Genomic DNA, 26,405 nt, shown 5'->3' on the forward strand with positions numbered 1-26,405 from the left:
GCCCATGTGCTTGTCTCCACTCACATTTTAAAATCCTCAGCGCCTTCTTTGCGCAACCTCAGCGAACTTTGCGGTTAAAAGCCTCACCCACTAAATTTCCCTCTCAGCGCAGCCAATTTATCAGCCATTGAGCCTTCCGATTCTTGACGCTGAGTTTTTTTAGCAATAGGTCTTTTCTCTGCTGATCGGGATTTGGAATCACGACCCCGCTCTGCAAAAGGATCTGACTTCATGCTCAGCCCGATTCGCTTACGCGGAATATCCACTTCCATCACCGTCACCTGCACTTTTTGATTCACAGAGACAATTTCATTCGGATCCTTCACAAAACGGTCAGCCAAATGGCTCAAATGCACCAATCCATCCTGATGAACTCCCACGTCCACAAATGCTCCAAAAGCCGTAATATTCGTCACCACGCCAGGCAACTTCATTCCAACTTTCAGATCAGCCATGCTGTTTACTGATTCCTCGAAAGCAAAAACCTCAAAGCTCTCACGGGGATCTCTGCCCGGCTTAGCCAGTTCTTCCAAAATATCCTGCAGCGTCGGCAAACCAACCGTTTCAGACACGTAATTCTTCAGAGAAATCCGATTTCTCAACTCCTCTGAACTCATCAAATCAGAAACCGAAGCATTTACATCTTTCGCCATTTGCTCCACCAAAGCATAGCGCTCAGGGTGAACAGCTGAGGAATCTAATGGATGTTTTGCCTTGCTGATTCTCAAGAAACCAGCCGCCTGCTCGAATGCCTTATCTCCTAATCTCGGCACTTTCTTCAGTTGTGATCGGCTTTTAAAAGGGCCGTTTTCATTTCTGAATTCCACAATATTTTGAGCCAATGTTGGTCCCAAACCTGACACATAAGTCAGCAATTGTTTAGAAGCTGTATTTACCTCCACCCCTACTCCATTTACTGCGGACATCACGGTATCGTCCAGCGCATTTTTCAAGGCATTCTGATCCACGTCATGTTGGTACTGACCGACACCGATAGATTTGGGATCGATTTTCACCAGTTCAGCCAGCGGATCCATCAATCTACGCCCGATGGACACAGCCCCTCTTACGGTCAAATCCAGATCTGGAAATTCCTCCCTTGCCACATCCGAAGCGGAATAAATGGAAGCTCCAGATTCATTCACCATGGTGATAATAACAGATTTTGGCAAGCCTAGCCCTTTTACAAAAGCTTCTGCCTCCCGTCCCGCAGTTCCATTTCCTATCGCGATTGCTTCGATTGCATATTTCTCCACCAATCCTTTCACGTTCATTGCAGCTTCTTGACTCCTGCGGTTAGCTTCATGGGGAAAAATAGCTTCGTAATGCAAAAATTGACCCTGTGGCCCGAGACAAACCAGTTTGCAGCCTGTTCGGAATCCTGGGTCGATGGCCATCACAGATTTCTCACCCAATGGCGCACCCAATAAAAGTTGTTTCAAATTCTCTGTAAAAACCTTGATCGCCTCCTCATCCGCTTTGCGTTTGGTTAGCAGTCGAACCTCCGTTTCCATGCTTGGTTTGAGCAGTCTGCGGTAGCAATCCTTGATCGCCAGCCTCACTTGCTCCACAGAGGAATTTGCAGCATCTGCCAGGATCATTTTCTCGATCTGACAGATGGCTGATGCTTCTTCCGGAACAGAATCCAACATCAAAAAAAGCTCTTTCTCACCTCTTCTCATCGCCAAAACCCGATGAGAAGGTGCAGTTTTTATAGGTTCAGACCAGTCAAAGTAGTCCTTGTATTTAATCGCTTCCTGTTCTTTGCCCGGCAAAACCTTAGAAGAAAAAACTCCCTCTTCCAAAAAAAGCTTACGCATCTTCTCTCTCAGTTCAGCCTTCTCGTTGATCCACTCTGCCATGATATCGCGTGCTCCCTGAAGCGCTTCTTCTATAGAATTCACTTCTTTTCCAGCGTCCACAAACTTCTCAGCTTCAGCTTCCAGATCAATGGATTTTTGCTCAAAAACCAGCTCAGCAAGTGGCTCCAAGCCTTTCTCTCTGGCGATAGTCGCCTTTGTTCTCCGCTTAGGCTTGTATGGCAAATAGATATCTTCCAGCTTTGACATAGTCTCAGCCGCATTTACTTTATCTTTCAATTCCGGAGTCAATTTTCCTTGCTCTTCGATTGATTTCAGCACAGCTTCCTTTCGCTTCGCTAGCTCGCGAAGTTGCAACACGCGATCACGAATAGCGGCTACTTGCACCTCATCCAGCTCACCTGTAGCTTCTTTTCTATATCGGGAAATAAAAGGAACCGTCCCTCCCTCATCCAGCAATTTCACAGTGGCATCTACCTGATGTGGCTTGATTTGGAGTTCTGCGGCTATTTGTACTTCGTAATTCATATCAATAAGAAAATTCAATGCGTAATTTGGCTTGCAAGGTAGTGGTCATTTTGGAGACAAAAAGTATGAAATGTGAGGCTTGTCACTAAGGGTCTGATTTTAAGATTGTAAAATTGGAAGATTATAAAATTGAAAGATTTGAAAATTTGAAAATTGAATCAACACTTCCTCTCTAAACACTGATGATTTCAATAATCTTGAAAACAATAAGAATCAATAAAGAGTAAAACCTTCGAGGTTCTGTAAAACCTCAAAGGTTCAAGTAAAGCCCGTAAATCGTAAATCAACTATCTGAAATGAGTATAGATTGGAAAAAAGAAATCAAAAGCTGGGGAATCATGCTCAGCATAGTGGCATTTTTTTATTTCACAGGATTGCTGCCTGTCATCATCGGTGGTTTGCAATCTGTACTGTTATCTACTGGATTGATCAAACCTAAAATTGAAATACCAGATCTCACCGATCAGGAGTTCGATTATCGCGGAAGGTTCCAAACTTTTGACGGGGAACAAATCAATCTGGAAAGCTACCGGGGCAAAACCCTCTTCATCAACCTTTGGGCTTCCTGGTGTGGACCTTGTCGTGCAGAGATGCCTCATATCTCGGAGCTGTATAAATCTGTGCAAAACGAACCTGATTTGGAATTCCTGATGATCGGCATCGATAATGACATCAACAAAAGTGCTGGCTTTCTAGAAGGAAAAAGCTGGACTTTCCCCACAGCGCATGCGAGTTATGGATTGAACAATAGCCTGCAAAGTCAGTCCATCCCCACTACTTTGGTGATAAATCCAGCTGGTAAAATCGTCTTTTACCAGGAAGGAATGAGCAATTTCAATACGGATGAGTTTCGCGAATTTTTGATAGGTCAATCCAAAAGCACTGAATAAGCCACACTCATCCTGGTGCTAAAAACACCGGAATGAGCAAGATGTAATGACTATCTGTAGATTTTTTTATATTTTATCGCTCATCAAACCCTCAAATACCTCTTCAAATCAGCCAACTGAAATTTTCTTAGAAAACAGAATTCAACTAGGTTTATCAACTCATTTTTCATTTTCTTTGAGTTCCATTGTCAGCATTTATGAAAGAAAACAATCCTTCCGCAAAAGAATCTGAAGTACTCGAAGGGGAATTGATGAATTCTATGCTGCAAGAATTCCAGGATTTCAATTCGGGATTAGCAATCCAAGCTTCAGCTGCTGAACTTTACTCCTATCTTCTAGGGCATTCAAGTGATTTACTTGAAGCCTATTGCAAGGCGGGAGATGCATGCTTAGCGAAATCAGGTGAAAATGTAGAGGTGACTGACCCTGACTATTACCTATTCCACTTCTCTTACCCAGATCGCTTCAAGTCAGTCATACTACTGGCGCGAGACACCTTGCTCCAACTGAGTATAGCTAAACTGCGAACACTGGAAAACCTCACTTCGGAGCAAAAGGCTGTAGATCATTTTGAAAAATCAAAAGAACTGCTTCAAACTGAATCTGAAAAAACACTCAATTACTTCAAGGTAGAGCGGAAAAGTCTGCTCGAAAAACCGGAAGTACTCAAGCGTAAACTTGAAGCTGTAAAGCACTTTTCCAACCCATGGAAAACCTACCATTCGCAGTTCCAAACCATCTTTAGTCAGCTAAAGGATACTGACCAATGCCATTCTAAACTAGAGCAAACTATAGCTCAATACCACCTGATCAGCGAAATGGTGCTCCAGATGAGAGCGGAGGTACAAAGAACAAATGCCCTATTTGCAAGTAAAATCAATCTATGCCTGAATAGCCTGGAAGATATCATGGAGATAGACCAGCTTAATAATACGATAAAGTTATTTGATGAACTGATTGCTACAGGAATCGGCTTAGATATTCGTCCCGAAAATACTATTCGGGAGCTGGAAGATTCTGTTGACAAACTTTTGACCTTGTCTGTGCCGGTTGGTACACGTGAGGGCTATTTGGTTTTGAAAAAAATTGATTTCAAGAAATCTGCCGAGAAATGGCTGGATTATGAGATTTTGCCATACTTGTCAGATTTATGGGATGGGCTGGAAGCTAATTTTTCCCATCTCCTCAATGTAGCTTCTCAAATCAAAAGTAGTTTGCAGGTCGCTAAAAAAACCCAGCGCCTAAACTCCTTTCATGCAGAAATCGCATCTCTGAATACCATCAACTTAGAACAGAAAAACACCATTGCCCAAAGTGCAAATGCTGTAGAACACATAGAAGCAAAACTTGCCCAAAACTTCAAAGTCACAACTATTTATCATGACGCTGAATACCTAAAGGTGCCTTTACAGACTAATTTCTCACTTTTATCTACTAACAAATCCAGTAGCTTCAGGAATTTTTCATCCAGGCTAGTGCAGCTTTTTAAAAATGTAGGTAAACAAGTAAAGGACGTTCAGGAGAAAACCCCGCATCAAAAGCTAGAGATTGCTTTAGAGATATTAGAAACGAGAACTGAGAAAGAAATTCCTGACCATTACCACTCCCTGTTCCTAAATAAAAATTTCATTGGTGATCTTTTTCTAGTCAAGAGAAAACAGCAAGAAGAAGTCTTAGAAAAAATTATCGCTTATTGGAAGAAAGGGCAAAATAGGTCTATCGCTGTAGTTGGAGATCCTCTAAGTGGCAAGTCCACCCTTCTGGAGTTTGCTACACACCAATTCAAGTCCAATGATGTGCACTACCTGGTACCTGGAAATGAAATCAGCATAGAAGGCAGAAAACTAAAAATGGGTAGAAATCTGGATGAGGTCCTGAGCTTTGTCAGAAGGTCTATCAGCAACTCCAAACCTATACTTGTCTTAGATGACTTGCATCTCTGGAGAGATTCAGATCGCTCACTGCTTACGAATGTTTCCTCATTGGTAGAATTTATGAGCTTAAGTGCTTCCAAAGCTTTCGTTATTGTGGCCATGACCAATTCTCTCCGATTGCACTTAGATTCGAGGATTCCATTTTCCCAAAGCTTCACAAACATACTGGACACGGATACATCCACTACTGATGAAATCTACAGGGCGCTTATGCTTCGCCACGGCGCAGCACACCGTACACTTTATGAAAAAGAAGGTAAAGTGATGAGTGAAGAGCAGGTTAGAAAAAAGATTGGATGGCTGACCAAAAAATTCGATTACAATATCGGAGCCGTTTTGCAGGCTTGGATATTCTGTACTGATGTGCAGGAGGACAGTTCCATTCAATTTTCAGAAAAAGAAACACACCTCAACGATTTCCTGTCCACCACAGAACTACTTATCTTAAAAAACTGCCTACTCTTTGGCTATAGCAGCGAACTTGAGCTAAAAAACTTATTTACTGACAGATATGAATCTGAATACAAACCAGCCATACGTAAACTTCTGAATATCAATATCCTGGACAGAGATCCAAATGGCTACTTAATTGTAAAAAACACCGTAAGACAGGATCTTTATTCAATTTTGAAATACAAAGAACTACTCGCCTAAACGATATGAATAACTGGAATGATCTTTACGCATTAATCCTTATCGTCTTTGCGATCTACCTATTTCTGTTCCTATGTTTTTTTGGGTTTACGAGATACTTGAAAAAAAGGCGCATCAACAAACGGTACTTAGCTTGGATCAATAAGATCCGGCTTTTCTATAAACCGGTAGCCTGGTTGGTGATTATTGGCGGATTCATCGCATTGGATCCGCTGACTCATGGGTTGATTATTGTGTTGTTGGCTGTATTTGGGTATAAGCAATTGGGTAATTATGTAAGTGGCTTGTTCATACGGTCCAGCCCGATGGTGGTCACCGACACCTTGGTAAAAGCAGGAAAAATCCATGGCCGAATTAATCGAATTGGCACCTTGGGAATGGTACTCGGGACTGATCAGGGAGAACGCTGGGTCTGGTACAATTTCTTTGACAAAACTGGATTTACATTGATTTCCAATCAGACGAACGTGCTTCAACGGGCACTTTATCTTCAAACTGAGCTCAGTAAAGAAGAGCTTTTGGATTTGGTTTTTAACCATCCCGTCCTCGCATTGGGAAAACCCATAAACATAAAAGAGCTAGCTAACAAGAAAACCTTCCTGATGCATTACACCTTGATAAAAGGTGCAAAACATGAAGATTTCATCAACTACTTGCATGGCCATAATATCATGACCAATTCAACTGAAAACTTTAACGCCTAATGGAAATCATTTCTTCATATAATCTGATCATTGAGTTTTCGGTGATTATTATTCTGTCCTTCCTCTTCAATGGTTTGTCGAAGAAAACCAATATTCCTGCGGTATTGATGCTGATAGCGCTAGGTGTGATTTTACAATATGTCTTGCACTATTTCACCTCAGAGACGATTGACTTTTTTCCGATTTTGGAGGTCTTAGGTATTGTAGGGCTGATTATGATCGTGTTGGAAGCTGCGCTGGAGCTGGAGCTCAAGCGTGAGAAACTGGTGCCAATACTTAAATCGCTGGCTATTGCACTGATCGGACTTGGCCTTTCCACCTGGGCAGCTGCGAGTATCCTTTATTATTATATCCCTGACATGACCATGCAATCCGCATGGCTATATGCCACTCCATTATCTATTTTGTCCAGCGCGATTATTATTCCGAGTGTGGCTGGATTACGAAGCAAAAAGCGGGAATTCCATATCTACGAGAGTACCTTTTCCGATATTTTGGGCATTATGCTTTTTTACTTCCTCACAGGCAAATTAAATCCTGCTGAAGACTCTGGACTAGTAGGTTTTACAGGGAATTTCATGCTGACAATTATGATCTCTCTGATTGCCAGCTATGCAATTATATTAGTCTTCCAAAAAATCAAAAGCAATGTAAAACTCTTTCTAATGATCGCAGTACTGCTTTTGCTTTATGCATTAGGCAAAAAAATGCACCTTTCCTCGCTCATTATTATTCTGATTTTTGGTTTGGTAATCGCCAATATGAAATTGTTTTTCAAAGGAAAACTTTCCCGTTGGTTAGACTATGAAAAAGCACATCAAATTTACCATGAATTGCATACAATTACCGGAGAGACAGCCTTTGTGGTGCGGACGCTTTTCTTTGTCATTTTCGGACTAACTATTGCCATTACCTCCCTCTTCAATTTGCAAGTTGCATTGATCAGCAGCATGTTGATTTTATCAATTTACGGCATTAGAATAGTCCTGCTCTTGATTTTTGAAGGCAAAGACATTACCCCGCAGGCGTTTATTGCGCCTAGAGGATTGATCACCGTATTGCTTTTTTATGCGATTCCAGAGGAAGCCAAAATAGCAGGATTCGAGCCGGGAATCTTACTTTTTGTAATTATAGGCACCAGTTTGATTATGACTTTTGCCATGATTTATGAAAAAAGACGCTCTTCAAAAGCAGTAGATTTGGCAAATAGTAAAGGTGTGGGAGCTGTAAAATGGAAAGTACCAAGTGTACTAGAAGAAGAGGACAAGTAAAATCCAAGGTTTTTTGAATAACCTCAGACAGGGATCCGCTTCTACTAATGTCTATTAAATAGTACTCTTAGGATCTCAATTTTGTAGCGCAACAGAAATTTTGGAACATTTTCGGTTGGGGACTTCAAAGATTTATTGTAATCTTATTTTTTGACCCAAAATACCATGAAAAAGTTCTTCCTAAGCGCTCTAATCTTGCTTTGCCAAGTAAACTTAAGCATTTCCCAATCCACTTCTACCCTTTGGTACAATCAACCAGCCGTGGAGTGGGAAGAAGGCTTGCCAGTAGGTAATGGACGGCTGGGGGCAATGGTGATGGGTCTCCCTGGTCGGGAACAACTCCAACTCAATGAGGATTCTCTTTGGCCGGGAGGATACGAGGATTGGGGACTGGCAGAAGGCAGAAGAGCCGATCTAGATCAAATCAGAGCCTATTTATTGGCAGGAGAAAACAAGAAAGCAGATTCACTTTTGGTTTTAAAATTCTCCAGAAAAGCAGTGACACGATCCCATCAAACCATGGGGGATCTCTGGTTTAACTTTGACTGGGTAGAAACTCAAAATTACCGGAGAAGTTTAAATCTTGAAACAGCCACTGTCCTGACCCAATTCAAAAGCGAGGGGTTTGATGTGAGTCAAGAGGTAATTGCCTCTGCACCTGATGATGCATTGATTATTAGGTTTAAGACGACACATCCAGATGGGTTCAACGGAAAAATCACCATGAGTCGCCTAGAAGATAATGGTTTTGCCACTGCAAAAACCACAGCCCTGAACGACAGGCAGCTCGAAATGTCCGGAATGATCACTCAGAGAAAAGGGCAGTTAGACAGTAAACCTCTTGAAATTCTGAATGGGGTAAAATTCCGGACCTTGCTTTTTGCCCAACACCAGTCTGGGGAAATAAACACAACTGATTCCGCACTGGTAATATCAGGTGTAAAGGAATTTATGCTCAAATTAGTCTCTGTAACTTCCTTTTACCATGAGGACTTTGAGGCAGAGGCCGATCGTCAACTGGAAAAAGTCCAACTGAAAAGCTGGGGAGAATTACTTCGATCTCATGAAACAGAATATGCGGCTTGGTTTGACAGAATGCAGCTAGATTTGGGATCTGTAGAGCCAGACAATATCCCCACAGATCAAAGAATAGAACGCGTAAAAGAAGGAGTCACTGATTTACATCTAGAGAAATTGCTTTTTGATTATGGCAGGTATTTATTGATTTCCTCCAGTCGTCCCGGAACGAATCCCGCAAATCTTCAGGGGATTTGGAATAAGCACATCGCTGCTCCCTGGAATGCAGATTACCATGTAAACATCAACCTGCAGATGAACTATTGGCCTGCGGATGTCACTAATCTGAGCCAATTAAATCAGCCACTTTTTGATTTTATCGATGGGGTGATCGAGAATGGAAAGAATGCTGCCCGGGAGAATTTTGACATGGCAGGATCTATGGTTCCGCATACAACTGACCTTTGGCAGGTTGCATTCTTACGGGCTGCCACCGCCTATTGGGGCAGCTGGATCGGTGCAGGCGGTTGGATAGGCAGACATTATTGGGATCATTATTTGTTTACCAATGACAAGGATTTTCTAGAAGAAAGAGCTTTTCCAGCTTTGGAAACTATCTCGGCTTTCTATTCAGACTGGCTGGTAGAGTATCCCCAAGATGGGACGCTTGTCTCCTCTCCTTCCACTTCTCCGGAGAATCAATTCATCAATGCCAAAGGAGAAAAAGTAGCCGCTACAATGGGTGCTGCGATGGATCAGCAGATTATTGCGGATGTTTTTAACAACTATCTGAAAGCTTCTGAGCTTCTTGGAAAAGAAACTCCACTGCGCAAAAAAGTGGCTCTGCAATTAAAAAATCTTCGTCCGGGAGTTCAGATTGCGGAGGATGGAAGGATTTTGGAATGGGATCAGCCCTATGAAGAAAATGAGCCAGGCCACCGACACATGTCACATTTGTATGCCTTTCACCCAGGAGATGCTATTACCAAAAGTGAAACTCCTGAGGCATTTGCCGCAGTCAGAAAGACGCTGGAATACCGACTGGCAAATGGGGGAGCAGGGACTGGTTGGTCACGTGCGTGGCTGATTAATTTCTCAGCAAGATTGCTTGATGGCGAAATGGCCCATGAGCATATCCAAAAGCTACTTTCACAATCACTTTACCCAAACTTGTTTGATGGGCATCCGCCATTTCAAATTGACGGAAATTTTGGATACACTGCTGGGGTGGCTGAAATGCTTGTTCAATCACACGAAGATGGACTTATCAGGCTTCTGCCAGCTTTGCCGAAGGCATGGAAAAATGGAAGTGTAACTGGCTTAAAAGCCCGAGGAAATTATACTATAGATATGACTTGGAAAGAAGGTGAGCTGAAAACCTGTAAGATTCAAGCTGGTAATACCGGCAAAGTCATGGTTTACTACGACGGGTCAGAAATGGATCTTGACCTTGAGCGAGGCCAAAGCTTCGAGATAGAACTTTAATCCGCGTCACCCAATTTACCAAATGAATGCTCCGGCTTTGCATTAGGAGGATGCGATTTCCTTTAGATAGTGCTAAATTCGACCAATGACTAGAAGAATTATCACCTTATTTATATTAACTGTTTTCGTGTGGTTGATATGGTCATTTTCAGGAAGAAACACTCCCCTGCAAGAACCAAGAAACTATCTATCTGTAGTACAGGAAATTAACCCTTCTGATTCACTCTCAAGAAACATTGTGGGAATCCAACCTTTCATGGAAGTCTCAGATTATTTCAATCAGGTTATTTTCAAAGGTAAAATCCGTTCTTATTTGGTAGCCGCTACAGGGAAAGCATTTATTAAAAAAAACACAATTATAGTTTATCCTGAGAATATAGGTACTTGGCTCTTTTTGCTGAATGAAATACACAGCTTAAGTAAAAAGCAAACCTTTAATGAAGTGATGAAAATAATCGCATTTAGTAATGCTTTTGATTTCTTTTTGGGATACCTGAAGACTGGAGATGAAACAAATAAGGACGTTTCTTCCATTATCCGAATGAAAGCCAAAGCGATGGTAAAAGCTTATAGTGAAACCTTCCGCGAACTGGCTATTGAGACGAACACATACATTCTGGCTGGCTCCATTCTCCTACCTGAACCCAAAGTGGTGGATGGGGATATCTACCTAAACTTATCTGGGCCGCTTTATAATGCCTCATTTCTATTTGGCCCGGATGGAAAAATAATTGGTAATCCTATTTTGAAATCCTTTCTCAATTCAACTGAAGAAGCCTATACAAGTAGCGGAGATCCCAAAAATCTACAAGTATTTGATTTGCCTTTTGGGAAAACATGCATCATACCTTTCAATGACAGCTGGCATCCTATGGCATATGAAAATGCAATAAATGATTCAGCAGAAATTATTTTAAGCACTTCATTTTTTCTAGGAAACCAGACAGAGCACTCACTATGGAAAGGCTATGACGGTATATCAAGTCCTGAAAACATAGATTTGGATGATGTAGGCAAACTATCCAATAAAGATGCTTGGGAGAAATATAGTCTGCCAAAAGCCATGAAAGAGACTAAAGCCCAGGTAGGGATGAACGTATTTTTCCGAGGAGATTTTTGGGATCTAGGGCCATCAGGACAGCCGATTGTAGTGCTAAATAATCAAGTACTACCTGTCATTCCCGCTGGAAAAGGCGGCGTATGGTCTTTGAATTTCTAAAACATCTTCCCCTTTATCCACTCAGCTCCTAGCTACTCCCCAACTGATCAAAGAAGTAAGGAAAATTGATATATAGGATTCTAAAGCTCAAACAGCCCCAGAAGATTAAGCATCCAATAAAGCTGATCAAGAATTGATACTGAAGGCAAGAGGAAGGAAATTGAGTTTTAATTGTTTGAAAATCAAGTTGTCAAGCTTGATATTAAACCTTAAATTAACTTATCACTAAACCCTGATATCATGAAAATATTTTTAAGCACAGCAGTAGTTTGCCTTGCAATTTCTCCAGCTATCGCCCAAGATGTAATAATCCCATCCACGGACGTCCAAATCAAAACTGCTGTACTAGCCGCTCCGGAAGAGAAACAGGCTGCTGCCAAAGTATTGGGATACAGTAAAAGTGGGGAATTAGTAGAATTACGAAATGGTACAAATGAAATGATTTGTATCTCTGATGATCCTAGTGGAAAAGGATTCAGCGTTTCTTGCTACCAATCTGATTTGGAGCCATTTATGGAAAGGGGGCGAGAACTCAAAAAAGAAGGCAAATCTTTTCAGGAAATTTTTGATACCAGAGAAGCCGAAGCTAAAAGTGGAAAGCTCAAAATGCCAGCGGATGGAGCTACCCTATTTGTACTCAGCGCGGAGGCGGAAAATTACGACACAAATACAGGAGAAGTCAAAGATACTTACCTGCGATATGTAGTGTATTTGCCATGGGCTACACCCGAAACTACTGGTCTCCCCCTGAAGCCTAGTGCGCCAGGTATGCCTTGGATTATGGATCCAGGTACTCACAGAGCTCACATTATGATTACTCCTCCTAGGGATTAATACTTTCCCTATTTTATTAAAACTCATTGGACTTAAGTTATTGAAAGTCACAATGGGTCTTTTTATGAGCTACAAATCAAATGCACCTCTGAAATGAAGTCCTATAATCGCCCCTCATCTTAACTAAAAATTGGAAAGTTATTTTCAAGTCCCAATGCGCAGATTGGCGGAATTTCCTTAAAATTGCGCACCGTGTACCAATCGATCTTCTCTTTCCCTCATGTCTTACCAATCAAATCAGGAGTACAAAAACATTGACTTCACGCTAGAAGGTTTTCATGCTATTGAATACGAGCAATGTACCTTCACACAATGTAAATTCTCAGGACTGAACATCAGAAGTGCCAGTTTTGAAAATTGCACTTTCAAGAATTGTGACCTCAGTAATCTCAAAGTGCCTGATGTTTCTTTTCGGCAAGTTGCTTTTGATTCGTGCAAAATGCTGGGAATTCACTTTCATGCTGCTAATCCGTTTCTGCTAGAGTTTACATTCAAAGACTGTCAGATGGATTATTGTAGCTTTTACAATTTGAAGATTAAAAAAACAAAGTTTATTTCCTGCAAAATGACTGAGGCAGACTTTACCCAAGGGGATTTGTCTGGAGCAGAATTTCAGCATTCTGATCTTAGCGGAGCTACTTTTGACAGAACGGAGCTTATCAGTGCTGATTTCAGAAATGCTTCCAATTTCACAATTGACCCGGAAATCAACAAGATCAAAACTGCTAAGTTCGATTTGGATGGTCTGCCTGGTTTATTGGGGAAATACAGGATTAAAGTCGGCTAAAAATATAAAAGTCATAATTACTTCAGCTGTCAAAAACTTTTACCTACTACAATCACTTCATTTCTTTTTCTTAAAACTATACAGAAAAGGTGCCTTATGTGAACCGCCAGAGTACAGCTTGTCGTGACGCTCCAAAATACCCAAGCTTAGCATTCTCCGCTGGAAATTAGCCCGGTTTTGAGTCTCACCCAAGATAGCCTCGTAAACTTGCTGCAGCTCTTTCATCGTGAATCTCTCCGGTAGTAGATTGAAGCTCAAAAGCTTTTGATCCAAATTTGAACGAAGATGTTCAAGCGCTTTGTGCACAATTTCACTATGATCCATCATGAGTGGAGGCAGCTTATCAAAATCATACCATTCAATTGAATCCGATAATTCATCTGGAGTGGGAACTACATTTTCATAATTGATCAAGGCGTAATAGCCGACAGTAATGAACCGCCCGAACATCCAATGATCTTCCACAAAATGCCCTTGCTCTTCCAATATTCTGCGCATGATCTGAGGGCTGAATCGCTCCATCGAACCAAACGTATGGAACTGCTCCATATAAATCTCATCTAGGCCTGTACGCTCAGATAAGCCACGCTTCACTGCCTCATCCAATGGTTCATTCACTTTCACAAAACCTCCTGGCAGAGCAAAGGTCTTCATGTTATGGTACTCCAGAATTAAAATCTTGAGCTTCTCTTTCGAAAAACCAAAGATGACCGAGTCATAAGCGATGTTTGGCAGATATTCTTCTTGCAGTAATGGCATGGTCAATCGTGAGGTTTTTGAAATAGCTGGTATTCAATACTAAGTGAATGCTAACGTTTCTCAAGAAAACAAAAAAGCCTTGATTTACTTTATGCAATTCCTTTGAATGCACTAATCCTATTCAAACAAGGAGCCATAAAAACAGACCACAGTTTTCTTCATTTTTCTACCTACTAAGTATCACTTTTCCCCGCTACCACCATTTTTATGGTATTGTAATCGTATTTTCCTTCAAAATGAATTCGCAGCGCCTGCAAATTCTTGATATTCTCAAGTTGGGAGTTGATCTCCGAAATCACTTCTAATGGCAAACAATCCTCCAGTTCCACTCTGCCTTCTTGAATACCTTTGGCCAAGTGTCCTTTGATGGTTGATTCTGCTAACCCACGAGCCACTACGATATCTCCGATACTTTTACCGTCATTGATCATCCCAAAGGTAATTTCATAGGTCTCTCCCACTTTCCGCTTCAAATTTGCTTTTCCGGCCTTTTTTCTACCTGTTTTGGTGCTGGCAAATTTCGGATTATCCGCCGCAGCCTGCTTGGCAGACTCAGCAAGTCGAAGTCTTAAGTTGATTTTATCCAACTCTAGGTCATTCATTTTCCTTGGAATTTTGCCTTCTAAAATCGAAGAAATCAACCGACTCACCTTAGATATTTCCCCATATTTTCTCAGAAGGCTTACTTCCAATTCCTCCAGTCCGTTGGCATAAGTCTTCGTACGGGAAAAGCGCTCCACTTCTGCTCGGTGTATGAGTATTTTCTCCAAAGCATCAGTTAAAAAGCCCTTAAAATAGGTTGCACCTTTGTCCAAGCGCTCCATCAGTTTAGCCTTTTCATCCTGCTGGAGGAGAAAGCGAAGCTGGTTGCTAAACTTCCCCGCGGTAGTTGCCTCATTCCGAAGCAAGGCAGCGATATCCGATACAGCTTTTTGCATCTCGGGATCTTCAAATTCCAGCGAGCTGTCATTCTTACGCTGGAAACTGTTGATCTCCTGAAGCAGACTTTGCAAATCGAAAGTCTCACCCACCAAAAGAGAAAGGTAGCGCTGCTGATGTGCCCCCAGCAATTCATCGAGTTTGGAATGCTTCTGGGCACTCTCCACAAAAGTCTGAACCTGCGAATCAGAAGCCAAGGCATTGTTCTGAATTCTGGTTCTCAGGATCAGTCCATCCAAGCTTCTTAGTCGGCTCAATGCAACATACACCTGCCCCGGAGCAAATGCATTTCCCACATCGATAATAGCTTGATCGAATGTCAAACCTTGGCTTTTGTGGACCGTCACAGCCCAAGCTGTTTTGATAGGATATTGGCTAAAAGTACCGATCACCTCCTCTTCCAATTCTTTAGTATCTGGATTGATCACGTACTTTTTATTTTCCCAAGTCTCTTTTCGCAGCTGATAAACTACCCTTGTTCCTTCCAGCACAACTTTAATCTGATCATGGGTCAGCTCATCCACCGTTGCTAATTTGCCATTGAAATAGTCCTGGCTTCCGGATGAATCATTTTTGATAAACATTACCTGAGCTCCTACCCGCAGTTCAAGTGATTTGGGAAGTGGGTAGATGTTTTCAGGGAAGTCGTTTTCTATTTCAGCTTCGTAAAACTTTGATTCTCCTTTGAGCGCCATCAGTTGATCGCGGTTGATCTGATCAGCTTTGTAATTGTGCGTAGTGATCGTAATGCAGTCCTTTACTTCAGCGATTTCATCCTGAGTCTTGAAGTGCTTGTTAAGCAATGCGATATCCTGATCTGTCACAGCATTCTCCCGAAGGTGATTCAAGACTTGAATAAAGTCTTCATCTTGCTGTCGGAAAATTTTATCCAACTCCAGATAAACTAAGCCAGATTCCTGAAGCACTCTGGCTTCGAAGAAATGCATACTTGGATAAAATTTACTAAGCACCTGCCATTCATTCTCCCTCACGATAGGTGGTAGCTGAAAAAGGTCCCCGATCATCAGAATCTGAACACCTCCAAAGGGCGTATTGTAATTCCTTTTTACACTTCTCAGCCTGTAGTCAATCGCGTCAAGCACATCTGCCCGAAGCATACTGACTTCATCTATCACGAGTAGGTCAATGGATTTCAGCACATTTTTCCGAAGCGCATTCAGTGGATGTTTTCTGATCAAGGTATGCTGCGTAAAGCAGCCGTATTGATCGGAGAAATTCCCTTCTGGTTCGTTGACAGGCAGGAAAAAGCCTAGTGGAAAAAGAAACTGGGAATGGATAGTAACTCCTCCGGCATTCAGTGCAGCTATGCCAGTAGGCGCTACGATCACATGGTTTTTATGCGTTTGTAAGGCCAGATTTTTCAGGAAAGTGGTTTTGCCTGTTCCAGCTTTTCCAGTCAAAAAAATCGGTGCTCCGGTATTGTTGACAAATTTGGCCGCTAGCTCCAATTTGTCGGTACTTTGATTTTCCATTTGACGAAACTACTATTTTTAAAAATGAATAAAAGGAGCATTCGGCTCAAGCTAACTAATATCGCCTATTATAAGGGATTTTCAAACTAATATCACGCATTACACTTTGGCCTATACAAGCACAAAGGCATCCTTACAAGCTAACGACAACTCCCAAACCTAGTCGCACAGGTATTCATTAAAAAAATGGAACCGCGTAAGAGTTTACCCAAATCGCCCTCATAAAGAACATAAAATTTCTTAAAAAAGAACCTTCACCCGCCAAAATTGCGGTTTTCTAGGCATGGCATGGCCTTGGTTTATAAATTGACACAAGTAAAACTCACTTAACCAACAAACCCATGAACACTGACTATCATTTTCCAATAAGCAGCTCCACGGCTGCAAATTGTACAGTAAAAACTATTCGCGATGAATCAGTAGGAACGATCAAGGACATCATGCTAGACACCGAAACAGGTGAAGTAGCCTATGTGGTACTCTCGGTCGATACGGGTTTCCTAAATCTTGGCAGCAAACTTCTAGCTCTTCCTTGGGAAGCATTTGATTTTCACGGTCACCAACGTGATGTAATCATCGTAAATGTCGAGAAGGAAAAGCTGGAAAATGCGCCAGGCTTTGATGAAGACAATTGGCCGGTAGGTCCTCAGTATGAGTTCATCAATGATGTACATACCTATTATGGATTTCGCAGAAGAAGAGCGTTAATTGAATAGGCGTGACGCTCGGAATCTGCTTCAGGCTCTCCTTTTTGGGGAGCCTTTTTTAGTTGCAAAAACCTTGAGCGATAGCAGAGATTCACTTTCCTTTCCCCAAAGAAAAGACTGCTTTATAGGCTGCGAATTGAAGATGGTAAAACTTACCTTCTTTTGCCTCCATCAGCGGGGTCTTGCTCCTTCATCAGTAGCTGCATGACATCCCCGGGGACAATTTCCATCATTCCCTCCCGAAGTGACTCCCAAATGAGATTAAAGGTTCCTCTGTATATATTTCGATCCGTTTGAAAAGTGGCTGTTTTGTAATTTCGGTTTTCAGGAAGGTTATTACTTGAAGTAAGAATATTCGCAAGTGTGGACATGAGCTTTTTCTTTTGGGCTTCTTCATCCCTGAGCTCCAACTTCAAGTCACTGTAATGGAACTTCATAGTATTGGAGGAGGAATAGCGGGAAGCATCCATTGTGATTTCTAGCTTTTCCATTCTGCCGGAGTTAATATTTACAGAAACGAGATCACCCAAAATCCCATTTAGCGAAGGAAGAGCAAAAGGATCTACGCTGGCTTCCAGATGGAAATTCTCCTTGGTACTGTCATTAGTATAAGGAACTGTGACATCCATGCGCATAGGTGCAAAACCGTTCAACACAGCTTCACCATGGATCAGCAGCTCTCCAGACTGAAGAGAATCCAACGATACAGCATGAGAAATCTTGGCAGAAAGTTGCTCAAAAATCAAACTCCCAGGCTCGGTTTTCCCTTCGGATATTTGGGAGTAAGTGATTTTAGAATTCAATACTTTGATGGTGTCTATTTCCAATGGAAAAGGAATTTGCTCCACCATGCCCTCAAACATGGGCTTTTCCGGCTCCTTAGGCCTAGGTTTATTTTTATTTCTTACATCGTGTAGGTGCAGGCTATCTATCGTCAGCAATCCTGCTACTATTGCCCAACTCCCATAAATATTGCTTTGAGCTTTGATATGCTCTATCCGCAAGTGCTTCAGGTCTATTTCTATAAAATCCCTCTGAACATCTGATTTCTTAGAAGCTTCAAGGTTGGATTCGGAGTACTTTAGATGCATGTCAAAAAAATCAAATGCTTCCTGTTTGGAGTCATAGTTCAGCGCACCAAGTGTAAAAGTCTGCTCTTCATTTATTCTTACCTGAAGATTTTTCAAACTGGTTTGAATACTCTCCAGTTTAAAAGGAATAGCATAATTCAACCGAACAGAATCGGTCTCCAAATTAACTGCCGAGATCCGAAAATCTTCGAAACTCCCGAATTTCCGAACCGAATCAGTTTTGGTATAAAACTCTCCTGAACCCTCATTTAGAACTACGTTGTGGATAACACCCCTAGAAACTAGATCACCGAAAAGCCCCTGAAAAGCCTTAGACACATCGGCAGGCTTTTGGGAAATGGAGTCATTTCTGACCAAAACAAACTTCGGAGCTTCAAACCTCAACTCCTCGATTTCTGCAACATGCCCAAAGATAAAACCAAGCATATTGACTCCTCCCAGCCTCAAAGACCTCATAGTACCAGTAATGCTGGTGGCCATGTCATTTTTCACAGGCTCTAAAGATATCCCCTGCAGCTCTATACTTCCACGAAACAACTGCACATCAACATCCTCAAAGAGAATATTATAGGCTCGGTCTTCTTTGCCATTAATTCGCTCAGGCAAAGTTTTAATTAACCACTTTTCTAGAATAAAAATCGATAGTAAGGCTAGAAGAATAACTATTCCGAGAGCCCAGAGTATTTTTTTCAAGGGATGATTCTAATCTGAAATGAGAATGACTTGTAAACTGAAAATTTCAAAAAGATACGTATAAATAACAACTAAATCATTTTCATTCTACAGCTAAAAGAATCCATACACAAGCAGCAATCAACCATAAAAATAAAAAGCGGAAATAGGCTGATAACTTTAATTCTTTTGAACCCTCAAAAATCATTAACTTCCAGCTTGATTCGCTTACTTTTTTTGAAAAGAACTAATTTTAGTTTGCTAAAAAGTACGCAAAAGTTATTCATACCAATATGAAAAAAACATCTTTAGTAGTTATTATTTTTTTGCTAGGGACTTCCTTCAGCTTGTTTGCTCAAGAAAAATACCCTGAATTCAAGGTTCTAACCTATAATATTTACCATGGTGAAAAGCCAGATTCCCTGGGTAAGCCTAACCTAGATGACATTGCCAACCTGATTATCTTGCTTCAACCTGAGGTGGTGGCCTTTCAGGAAGTGGACAGTATGACGACCCGCTCTGAAGGGATTTATGGAAAAAAAATAGATTGGATGGCCGAAATCGGAAAAAAAACTGGCTATAGAAGCTATTTCGCCAAAGCCATGGATTATGCTGAAGGAGGATATGGCGAAGGAATCTTAGTCAAAAAAGCGTTGAACTATACTACCTTGCCTCTACCTACACCCGTTGGAGGTGAGGCACGAGCAGCCGCATGGTCCAAAATAGAATTGCGAGAACGACGAGAGCTTTACTTTGGTGCTACCCATCTTTGCCACGAATTCCCAGAAAACCGTCTGGCTCAGGTCGATTCCATGATGCGCTATGCGGATTCACTACCTAAGCCCGCTTTTTGGGTGGGTGATTTGAATTTCAGTCCAGAATCAGAAGAATATAAAAGCATCAGCGAAAAATGGAGTGATGCTGGTCTGGTTGCCAACGACTCCACGCCTACTTACGATTCAGAAGCAGGAAAAAGAATTGATTACGTATGGTATGATTCTGAGCACTTTGAGCTGGTAAACTACCAAGTGCTGGATGTACCCTTTTCTGATCATTACCCTGTTTTAGTTACCCTTCGATTAATAAAGCCCAATAAAGAATGAAAAAAAACACCCTCTTACTTGTACTGATTTTATCTGTAGGATTCTTTTCCTTTCAACTGATCTCCCAAAATGCAAAAGATCCTGATTGGCAGACGCTATTCAATGGCAAAGACATGAAAGATTGGATTGTCAAAATCCGTACCCATGAGCTAAATGACAATTTTGCCAACACATTCAGAGTGGAAGATGGAATGATGAAGGTGCGCTACGATGGCTACGATCAGTTTGATCAGCAGTACGGACATATTTTCTACAAAAAGCCATTCTCAAATTATCTGCTTCAAGTAGAGTATAGATTTGTAGGAGAGCAGGCAAATGGTGGCGAAGGCTGGGCTACCAGAAATAGTGGTGCAATGCTTCACTGCCAGGATCCTAAGACCATGCTGAAGGATCAGGATTTCCCAATCTCAATAGAAGCACAGTTTCTAGGTGGAAATGGTAAGGACAAAAGAAGCACCTGTAATCTATGTACTCCCGGTACCAATGTGGTGATGGAAGACAAACTTATCACTTCACACTGTGTAAACTCTAGCTCAGAAACCTATCATGGTGATCAGTGGGTAACGGCCAATTTCATTGTTTTGGGTAATGGGGATGTGCATCATCTCGTAGGCAAAGACACGGTGCTGAGCTACACCAAGTCTCAAATGGGCGGAGGAAATGTAAACCCTGTTGACCCAAAAGTAAAAGTGGATGGTCAGATGATTACTGGCGGCTGGATTTCCTTACAAAGTGAAAGTCATCCGATTGATTTCAGAACGGTAAGAATCATTGATCTAGATCCAATCAAAGATGATCAGGCAAAGCTAGAAGCACTGGTTTCTGAAAAACTTGATGAAAAACCATAAAGACTCTCATTGAAACAAGCCAAAATCAATTAGTTTTTGGATATGGATAAAAAAAGTGAAGCCCGCTAATCGACTAGATCAGCGGGCTTCTTTATGAGTTTGCTACTTGCTATTAAAAGTAAATCAAACCCTCACTCCAGTAGTTCCACCACCATTTAGTGTTATATCTACCGGAGCATTTGTCTTCCAGTTTCCTCCTGTAAAATCAGGCACATCGATAGAATTAGATCTATTGGCAACTGACCATTCGCTAAGCGGAGAGATAGCGCTCCAAAGAGCCGCATCATACACATCCTGATCAAGTGGAAGGCCGTTTCTCAAGCAATCGATCAACCTCCAATCCATCATAAAGTCCATCCCTCCATGACCTCCTACTTTTTTGGCCAACTCTCCTACTTTCTGAATAATTTCAGGAGTGTACTTAGTTTCCAGATCTTTGAATTCTTCATCCTTCAACCAACCATGTCCTATTGCCACTTTTGGTTGTGGATATTTCTGGGCATAGCCTTCCGTCCCACTTACGACATGAAGTCTTGAATAGGGACGTGGAGAAGACACATCGTGCTGAATCATGATGGTCTTGCCATGCTTAGTTTTCACCATAGTAGTATTCATATTTCCGCGGAAACTTTTCTGTGCAAACGAAGCAAAGAAATTATCCTGCTCCGCCAACTTCTTAGCCTCGGCATGCATGGAGAAATCATTGGAAGAAGTTGAGGTCAAGAAATCCATCTGATCGCCTCTGTTGATATCCAAAATCTGACAAATCGGACCAAGACCATGGGTAGCGTAAAGATTACCGTTACGGTAATTCTCCTTCAGCCTCCACATGTCCTGATAGCCGCCTTCCTTCTTAAAATTCAAAGCAAGAAGATCATGGATATAAGCACCTTCTACGTGTAGCACTTCGCCGAAGTATCCCTCACGTTTCATTTTCAAAGTCATCAACTCAAAGAAATCATAGCAGCAATTTTCCAATTGCATACAATGCTTTTTCGTACGCTCAGAAGTCTCGACTAATTGCCAGCACTCATCCAGTGTCCGAGCGATCGGGACTTCACAGGCGGCATGCTTTCCAGCTTCCATAGCATAAACGGCCATAGGCGTATGCCATTCCCAAGGCGTCGCGATGTAGATCAAATCCAGATCATCCCGATCCATCATTTCCTTCCAGGAATACGCATTTCCTGAGTACCCATCTGGCGTATGAGGTGTATCTTTCAATTGCGCTTTTGCCTTTTCTACACGATCAGGGAGTAAGTCACAGAGTGCCTTTATTTCTACATTTTCTATTTTGCTCAATCGGTCAACAGCTCCAGGACCTCGCATCCCAAGCCCAACTATCCCAATGCGGACATTGTCAATTTTGGGAGCAGCAAAACCACTCATATTGAATGACTGAATTCGATTAACTCCCTTTTGGGCTTGTAAAGGAAGGTTTTCAAATTCATTGGCAAGGGTACTGCCCGCTCCGAAAAGTCCCAAACCCACCAAGCCGGTAGATTTCAAAAACTCTCTTCTTTGGTTATTCTTCATGGTGTCAGTGTTAAATTGATTTGGCTAATTAATAAAAAAATAAAGGAAGTACGGGCACCTTACAAATAAAAAAACCGAAAGCTTTTGGCTTTCGGTAATCTCCAATTCAGATTTGGGACTATTCAATCAAAGTTTCTTCGCAAGGATTACAATGAAGAAATTGGATAATAGACAAAAAATTAGGGGTGACTATTCACTTTTCAACAAACTTTTAAAGGAAGGACTGTTTGGATTCTTCGGTGCAAAAGTACGGTTAAACCAAAACATAAAAAATGACATAGATCAAATAAACCACTAAGGATCAGTTAACTAAAAAATATTTTGACATTACATTTTCCGCCAATTTTCCCTGTGGTGTGAAATCCGGTTCCCGGTGCCTCCCATCGGGATACCACTTCCAAAAGAATACCCCAGCCATCCAGGATTCTTTCCAAGCGGTTTCAAAAAAAGCTTCATAACAAAGTGCCTGCATTTCCTCAGAAAGCTCCGTTTCCTTACGTTCATTTGGCCAAACCCAAGGTTCCTTAGCGGCATCCACGGTATTGCAATAACCGATTTCCGTGAAAATCACAGGCTTTTGGTAGTTTCGGACAACTTTTTCAATCCTAGATATATTCTTCTTCCAGCCAGATTTGAGGTCAGATAAATCAGGATTGGCTTTCGCAGAAAGTGGAAAATAAGCTTGGATACCTATGTAGTCTAGCGCATCCCAAAATTTAACATGCTCAAACTCTGTGAAATTGGCAGCATAAATCAGCTTACCAGAATAGACCTTCCTAATTTCAGCAATAACTTTTCTCCAGTCTTCTTCACGTTCTGAAGTCATTTCCAGCTCTGTACCAACGCACAGCATGGGGATTTGATGTTCCTCAGCCATCATCGCATAGTCCAAAATAAAACCCTGGTAATTCATAAACCAAAGCTTCCAATCTTCCTCAGTCTTCATCTCAATCTCTCCCGGCCAACTTCCACGAACCCAAAGGTGCGGCTTGAGCATATTCATGATGCCATGACGGGCTGAGGAGTCAAAAGTCGCTTTGATTCCCTGAGACGATTCTCCCCACCATTTATTCTCGTTATGGGTGTTCCAGCGGATTTCAGGAGAGTTCTTTTCAGTTTGCCAACCAAAGGGAGTTTGCGAAAGTGCATCTGCTCCAGTAGCCTTCAGTGCTTCCAGTTCCGGTCCCAAAAGCGGTGATCTACTTCCTACCCAGCATACGCCTTTCCATTTTTCGGCAACGGTTATCAAGTCTGGTTGAAAAGGAAAAATTGCCCAGAGCCCCAGTCCCAGTATTACCAGAACCGAACTCAGCAAATATCTCCTTGACCAGACCTTTTTCATTTTGCCAACATGGTTTGAATAATAATCTCCTCCTGAAGTGTACGGTGCACGGGGCATTTGTTGGAAATCTCCAGTAATTTTTGTCTTTGCTCTGAATCCAGATCTCCTTCGATCTCTATGATTCTGGTGAATTGGCTGACTTTGGCAGATTGGTCCTCAGGATTTTCACTATCTGCCAAATGCACTTTTTCATGATTGAGGAAAACTGAAACCTGTTCCAAAGGCCACTTTTTACGCTCAGCATACATCTTAAGCGTCATCGCAGTGCAGCTTCCAAGGGAAGCCATCAGTAAGTCGTATGGATTTGGTCCCAAATCCTCCCCTCCTACATCTAAAGGCTCATCTGCAATCAAATGATGGTTTGGCGTCATTACTTCAGTCGTGTACTTCTCCCCTGAGAGCCTCACAAAAACCTGATTACCTCTTGTATCATTGGGCTCTTTTTCCTCCTCTACCAGCACATAGCGCTTGCTCCAACTTCCAATTACTTCCGCGATGTACTCGCTGTCCTGAGGATTTGAAATCAAATGAGTCGCGCCATCCAACGATATAAAACTTTTAGGATGATGGGCCGCATTATAAATCTCCGCTGCATTGCTGACTTCTACAATTTCATCTTGCGGAGAATGTATAATCAGAAGTGACTTTCTAAGTTTTTTCAGAAAAATAGCCAGTGGCTTTTGCTCCAGATCATCCACGAAACTCTTACTGATCTGAAATGGGCGACCGCCTATAGACACCTTAGCCACACCTTTTTCCTCTATTTCCTCCACACTATCCTTGAATAAATGTCTCACATGTGAAGGCGTAGCAGGAGCTCCAATAGTCACCACCGCTTGTACATTTTCTATTTCCGCAGCTGCATATAAAACCGCAGCACCTCCAAGAGAATGGCCGATAAGCATTTTAGGAGCATCATATTCCTTTTCTAAAAAAGCTGCTGCATCAAGCAAATCGCTAACGTTGCTGGTAAAGGAGGATTCAGCAAATTCACCTTCACTCATACCAAGCCCAGTAAAGTCGAAGCTTAGAGCCGCAATTCCATTTTGTGACAAAGCAGTACAAATACGAGTTACTGCCGAGAAATTTTTAGAACAGGTAAAGCAATGGGCAAAAAGCGCAAAAAACTTAGGCTTTTGATCCGCTGGCAAATACAAATGAGCCGCCAGTTCCAAGCCACTTCGGTTTTCAAATGTCAGTCGTTTTGGGTTCATTATTGCTTAATTATTCAGCGGTTCAACTCTGATATTTTCCAAGTTTATCTCTGAAAGTAACTCTAAATCTCCAGATTCATAAAGCTCCTGCATCTTTTCAACGGGTTCTGATTCATCTACAGGTTTGAGATTCAGGTAATTTTGAAACCGAATTCCTCCAACTTCATTCACCCCACTTACTTCCCTCATCCTCACTCCACCACCATCCGTGTGATAACTATAAGCCATGTAATCTACAATCGAATCTTCGGTGCCAATCCAATATAAAAACTCATCATCAAAATCCTCTCCCCCGCCTTCTTCAGCAAAAGTCACTTTGATCAAATCGTATTTTTCACCATTGATTTCTGTCTCTCCAAGAGACTTTTTGAAAACTGAAGGATCATTTAAGCCGTAGGGCAAAAAAGCAAAATATGCCACAGAATTAACGGAGCGCGAATATTTCCCAATCCATTCTTCAGAAAGCGTATCTATTTTGGCGCCATTCACTGTCCGAGCAAAACCTTCATTATTCAGAAGATCTTTGACATTACCAGTCGAATCCGAAAACTCCCGGATGTACTCAAAGCGATCCGACGTTTTTAAAATGGTGTAGTGAATATCTCTAAAGTCAAACTCGATTTTCGAGCTGGAAAAGGCCGAACCTCCATGCGCTTCAATAGCTTTGTCCACGATTTTCTCAGCATCAGTTCTTGAGTCACAGGAAGTGAAAATCGCAATTCCACAAAGGAAAGCAAGGAAGTATTGTAAGTTCATAGTGTGATGTTTATTGTAGGGCACGACTTAATTATTCAAAAGTTACCTGATAGTCGGAATATAAATACTCCGCTTGTGAAAACTGTGTATTTCCATTTCCATCTAGTTTAAAAACTTTCTGTTCTTTAGCTAAAAGCAAACCCGATGTCTCATCATAAGAAATGGTTTCAATTAGATTATTTTGCCCTTTAGTATGTCGTTCTGCTGCAACTATTCTAGCTGAATTCGGATCAAAATATATCCATTTACTTTCTGAGTCTAGTCCAAGTTCGATTCGGATTGACTCCGCTAGCTCTCCTTTTTCCAAAGTTTTTTGACCTTCATAAATTAGATTAACATCTTCATCTGCCAGCATCCAAGGTTGCGCAAAAGAAAAGTAAGCTGCATCAATTTCAGCTTTTTTTACTTTCAAAAAGCCTTCATTCTGGATAGAATTCTCTCCCATTTGATAGCTCATTTTGCTTCCATTGAAATTCACAATATGAGAAATACTGTCCTTGGCCCAAGTCAGTTTGGCTTCAAAGTAAGGTTTCAATCGAAATTCCACCCATTGCTCTGACTCGCTCTCGACCGCTCCATCTTCATCCAGCAGGCGAGTCAATTTCTTGAATCTTATGGCAGCAACATTTTCCCATTTCTTTGAAAGCTCATGCGCTTCAATTGACTTTTCAACGAGTGCCTGAGCTTCCTCTTCAGGACTGGGAGTGCAGGAGAGAAAGAATAGAGATAAGACAATAGAGAGTAGAGATTTATAATTCATGAAATTATTAACTGAGATCATTTATGGAGCAATTTCTAGAAG

At 41.6% G+C, this 26,405-nt stretch carries 20 protein-coding genes; 11 read left to right on the forward strand and 9 right to left on the reverse strand.

Going from position 1 to position 26,405, the window contains the following annotated elements:
* Positions 1-83: 83 nt before the first annotated feature.
* Positions 84-2,348 (reverse strand): Tex family protein, encoded by a 2,265-nt coding sequence (locus tag BM386_RS09975; protein ID WP_425285308.1) that lies wholly within the window; start codon positions 2,346-2,348, stop codon positions 84-86.
* A 302-nt stretch (positions 2,349-2,650) separates the two neighbouring features.
* Here BM386_RS09975 and BM386_RS09980 point away from each other — a divergent pair, with 302 nt between their 5' ends.
* The 8 genes from BM386_RS09980 to BM386_RS10015 all read left to right on the forward strand — a co-directional run bounded on the left by BM386_RS09980 (position 2,651) and on the right by BM386_RS10015 (position 13,143).
* Positions 2,651-3,238, forward strand: coding sequence for a TlpA family protein disulfide reductase (locus BM386_RS09980; protein WP_091694461.1), 588 nt, complete (start codon positions 2,651-2,653; stop codon positions 3,236-3,238).
* 197 nt (positions 3,239-3,435) lie between these two features.
* Positions 3,436-5,826: a P-loop NTPase family protein gene (locus tag BM386_RS09985; protein WP_091693265.1), complete on the forward strand. Its 2,391-nt coding sequence runs from the start codon at positions 3,436-3,438 to the stop codon at positions 5,824-5,826.
* A gap of 5 nt (positions 5,827-5,831) precedes the next feature.
* Positions 5,832-6,530, forward strand: a complete 699-nt coding sequence (locus tag BM386_RS09990; protein WP_091693270.1) for a hypothetical protein — start codon at positions 5,832-5,834, stop codon at positions 6,528-6,530.
* Positions 6,530-7,801, forward strand: coding sequence for a cation:proton antiporter domain-containing protein (locus BM386_RS09995; protein WP_091693274.1), 1,272 nt, complete (start codon positions 6,530-6,532; stop codon positions 7,799-7,801). Before BM386_RS09990 ends, BM386_RS09995 begins: the two co-directional genes overlap by 1 nt.
* Before the next feature lie 165 nt (positions 7,802-7,966).
* Positions 7,967-10,303, forward strand: coding sequence for a glycoside hydrolase family 95 protein (locus BM386_RS10000; protein ID WP_091693279.1), 2,337 nt, complete (start codon positions 7,967-7,969; stop codon positions 10,301-10,303).
* A gap of 85 nt (positions 10,304-10,388) precedes the next feature.
* A complete protein-coding gene (locus BM386_RS10005; RefSeq protein ID WP_091693283.1) occupies positions 10,389-11,522 on the forward strand; it encodes a carbon-nitrogen hydrolase family protein in 1,134 nt (377 codons plus the stop codon).
* Between the two features lie 240 nt (positions 11,523-11,762).
* Positions 11,763-12,356 carry a hypothetical protein gene (locus tag BM386_RS10010; RefSeq protein WP_091693288.1) on the forward strand — a complete coding sequence of 198 codons (594 nt, stop codon included), beginning with the start codon at positions 11,763-11,765 and terminating at the stop codon, positions 12,354-12,356.
* Positions 12,357-12,576: 220 nt separating this feature from the next.
* On the forward strand, positions 12,577-13,143 hold the full coding sequence (locus BM386_RS10015; protein ID WP_091693292.1) for a pentapeptide repeat-containing protein: 567 nt from the start codon (positions 12,577-12,579) through the stop codon (positions 13,141-13,143).
* A 57-nt stretch (positions 13,144-13,200) separates the two neighbouring features.
* Here the strand turns inward: BM386_RS10015 and BM386_RS10020 are convergent, their stop codons facing one another.
* Together BM386_RS10020 and BM386_RS10025 are read right to left on the reverse strand one after the other, a co-directional pair.
* The gene (locus BM386_RS10020) at positions 13,201-13,902 is read right to left on the reverse strand and encodes an NUDIX hydrolase (RefSeq protein ID WP_091693295.1); all 702 of its coding nucleotides are present in this window, start codon (positions 13,900-13,902) and stop codon (positions 13,201-13,203) included.
* A 173-nt stretch (positions 13,903-14,075) separates the two neighbouring features.
* On the reverse strand, positions 14,076-16,334 hold the full coding sequence (locus BM386_RS10025) for a helix-turn-helix domain-containing protein (RefSeq protein WP_091693300.1): 2,259 nt from the start codon (positions 16,332-16,334) through the stop codon (positions 14,076-14,078).
* Between the two features lie 341 nt (positions 16,335-16,675).
* Between BM386_RS10025 and BM386_RS10030 the strand changes: the two genes are divergently transcribed.
* Positions 16,676-17,050 (forward strand): PRC-barrel domain-containing protein, encoded by a 375-nt coding sequence (locus BM386_RS10030; protein WP_091693303.1) that lies wholly within the window; start codon positions 16,676-16,678, stop codon positions 17,048-17,050.
* A gap of 143 nt (positions 17,051-17,193) precedes the next feature.
* Here the strand turns inward: BM386_RS10030 and BM386_RS10035 are convergent, their stop codons facing one another.
* Positions 17,194-18,738 carry a hypothetical protein gene (locus BM386_RS10035; RefSeq protein ID WP_091693306.1) on the reverse strand — a complete coding sequence of 515 codons (1,545 nt, stop codon included), beginning with the start codon at positions 18,736-18,738 and terminating at the stop codon, positions 17,194-17,196.
* Between the two features lie 359 nt (positions 18,739-19,097).
* On the opposite strand from BM386_RS10035, the gene BM386_RS10040 reads away from it, so the two are divergent.
* Both BM386_RS10040 and BM386_RS10045 read left to right on the forward strand, forming a co-directional pair.
* Positions 19,098-19,907, forward strand: coding sequence for an endonuclease/exonuclease/phosphatase family protein (locus BM386_RS10040; RefSeq protein WP_091693309.1), 810 nt, complete (start codon positions 19,098-19,100; stop codon positions 19,905-19,907).
* Positions 19,904-20,755: a 3-keto-disaccharide hydrolase gene (locus BM386_RS10045; protein ID WP_091693312.1), complete on the forward strand. Its 852-nt coding sequence runs from the start codon at positions 19,904-19,906 to the stop codon at positions 20,753-20,755. Before BM386_RS10040 ends, BM386_RS10045 begins: the two co-directional genes overlap by 4 nt.
* Positions 20,756-20,878: 123 nt before the next feature.
* On the opposite strand, the gene BM386_RS10050 is transcribed toward BM386_RS10045, so the two are convergent.
* The 5 genes from BM386_RS10050 to BM386_RS10070 all read right to left on the reverse strand — a co-directional run bounded on the left by BM386_RS10050 (position 20,879) and on the right by BM386_RS10070 (position 26,363).
* Positions 20,879-22,291 (reverse strand): Gfo/Idh/MocA family protein, encoded by a 1,413-nt coding sequence (locus BM386_RS10050; RefSeq protein WP_091693316.1) that lies wholly within the window; start codon positions 22,289-22,291, stop codon positions 20,879-20,881.
* 301 nt (positions 22,292-22,592) lie between these two features.
* Positions 22,593-23,633: a glycoside hydrolase family 113 gene (locus BM386_RS10055; RefSeq protein WP_244545499.1), complete on the reverse strand. Its 1,041-nt coding sequence runs from the start codon at positions 23,631-23,633 to the stop codon at positions 22,593-22,595.
* Entirely contained in the window at positions 23,630-24,847 is a 1,218-nt protein-coding gene (locus BM386_RS10060; RefSeq protein WP_091693319.1) for a bifunctional alpha/beta hydrolase/OsmC family protein, read from the reverse strand. The genes BM386_RS10055 and BM386_RS10060 overlap by 4 nt, the downstream gene beginning before the upstream one ends.
* 6 nt (positions 24,848-24,853) lie before the next feature.
* Positions 24,854-25,603 carry a DUF6503 family protein gene (locus BM386_RS10065; protein WP_091693320.1) on the reverse strand — a complete coding sequence of 250 codons (750 nt, stop codon included), beginning with the start codon at positions 25,601-25,603 and terminating at the stop codon, positions 24,854-24,856.
* A gap of 31 nt (positions 25,604-25,634) precedes the next feature.
* Complete coding sequence (locus tag BM386_RS10070) at positions 25,635-26,363, reverse strand: hypothetical protein (RefSeq protein ID WP_139235883.1); 729 nt, start codon at positions 26,361-26,363, stop codon at positions 25,635-25,637.
* Positions 26,364-26,405 lie beyond the last annotated feature (42 nt).

Source organism: Algoriphagus locisalis, assembly GCF_900116615.1.
Classification (GTDB): domain Bacteria; phylum Bacteroidota; class Bacteroidia; order Cytophagales; family Cyclobacteriaceae; genus Algoriphagus; species Algoriphagus locisalis.

Coding starts and splice junctions, on each gene's coding strand:
- BM386_RS10065 (WP_091693320.1), bottom strand. CDS start 25,603: ATGAACTTACAATACTTCCTTGCTTTCCTTTGTGGAATTGCGATTTTC.
- BM386_RS10025 (WP_091693300.1), bottom strand. CDS start 16,334: ATGGAAAATCAAAGTACCGACAAATTGGAGCTAGCGGCCAAATTTGTC.
- BM386_RS10045 (WP_091693312.1), top strand. CDS start 19,904: ATGAAAAAAAACACCCTCTTACTTGTACTGATTTTATCTGTAGGATTC.
- BM386_RS10050 (WP_091693316.1), bottom strand. CDS start 22,291: ATGAAGAATAACCAAAGAAGAGAGTTTTTGAAATCTACCGGCTTGGTG.
- BM386_RS10060 (WP_091693319.1), bottom strand. CDS start 24,847: ATGAACCCAAAACGACTGACATTTGAAAACCGAAGTGGCTTGGAACTG.
- BM386_RS10070 (WP_139235883.1), bottom strand. CDS start 26,363: ATGAATTATAAATCTCTACTCTCTATTGTCTTATCTCTATTCTTTCTC.
- BM386_RS10005 (WP_091693283.1), top strand. CDS start 10,389: ATGACTAGAAGAATTATCACCTTATTTATATTAACTGTTTTCGTGTGG.
- BM386_RS10020 (WP_091693295.1), bottom strand. CDS start 13,902: ATGCCATTACTGCAAGAAGAATATCTGCCAAACATCGCTTATGACTCG.
- BM386_RS10015 (WP_091693292.1), top strand. CDS start 12,577: ATGTCTTACCAATCAAATCAGGAGTACAAAAACATTGACTTCACGCTA.
- BM386_RS09975 (WP_425285308.1), bottom strand. CDS start 2,348: ATGAATTACGAAGTACAAATAGCCGCAGAACTCCAAATCAAGCCACAT.
- BM386_RS10000 (WP_091693279.1), top strand. CDS start 7,967: ATGAAAAAGTTCTTCCTAAGCGCTCTAATCTTGCTTTGCCAAGTAAAC.
- BM386_RS10010 (WP_091693288.1), top strand. CDS start 11,763: ATGAAAATATTTTTAAGCACAGCAGTAGTTTGCCTTGCAATTTCTCCA.
- BM386_RS10030 (WP_091693303.1), top strand. CDS start 16,676: ATGAACACTGACTATCATTTTCCAATAAGCAGCTCCACGGCTGCAAAT.
- BM386_RS10040 (WP_091693309.1), top strand. CDS start 19,098: ATGAAAAAAACATCTTTAGTAGTTATTATTTTTTTGCTAGGGACTTCC.
- BM386_RS10055 (WP_244545499.1), bottom strand. CDS start 23,633: ATGAAAAAGGTCTGGTCAAGGAGATATTTGCTGAGTTCGGTTCTGGTA.
- BM386_RS09995 (WP_091693274.1), top strand. CDS start 6,530: ATGGAAATCATTTCTTCATATAATCTGATCATTGAGTTTTCGGTGATT.
- BM386_RS09985 (WP_091693265.1), top strand. CDS start 3,436: ATGAAAGAAAACAATCCTTCCGCAAAAGAATCTGAAGTACTCGAAGGG.
- BM386_RS09990 (WP_091693270.1), top strand. CDS start 5,832: ATGAATAACTGGAATGATCTTTACGCATTAATCCTTATCGTCTTTGCG.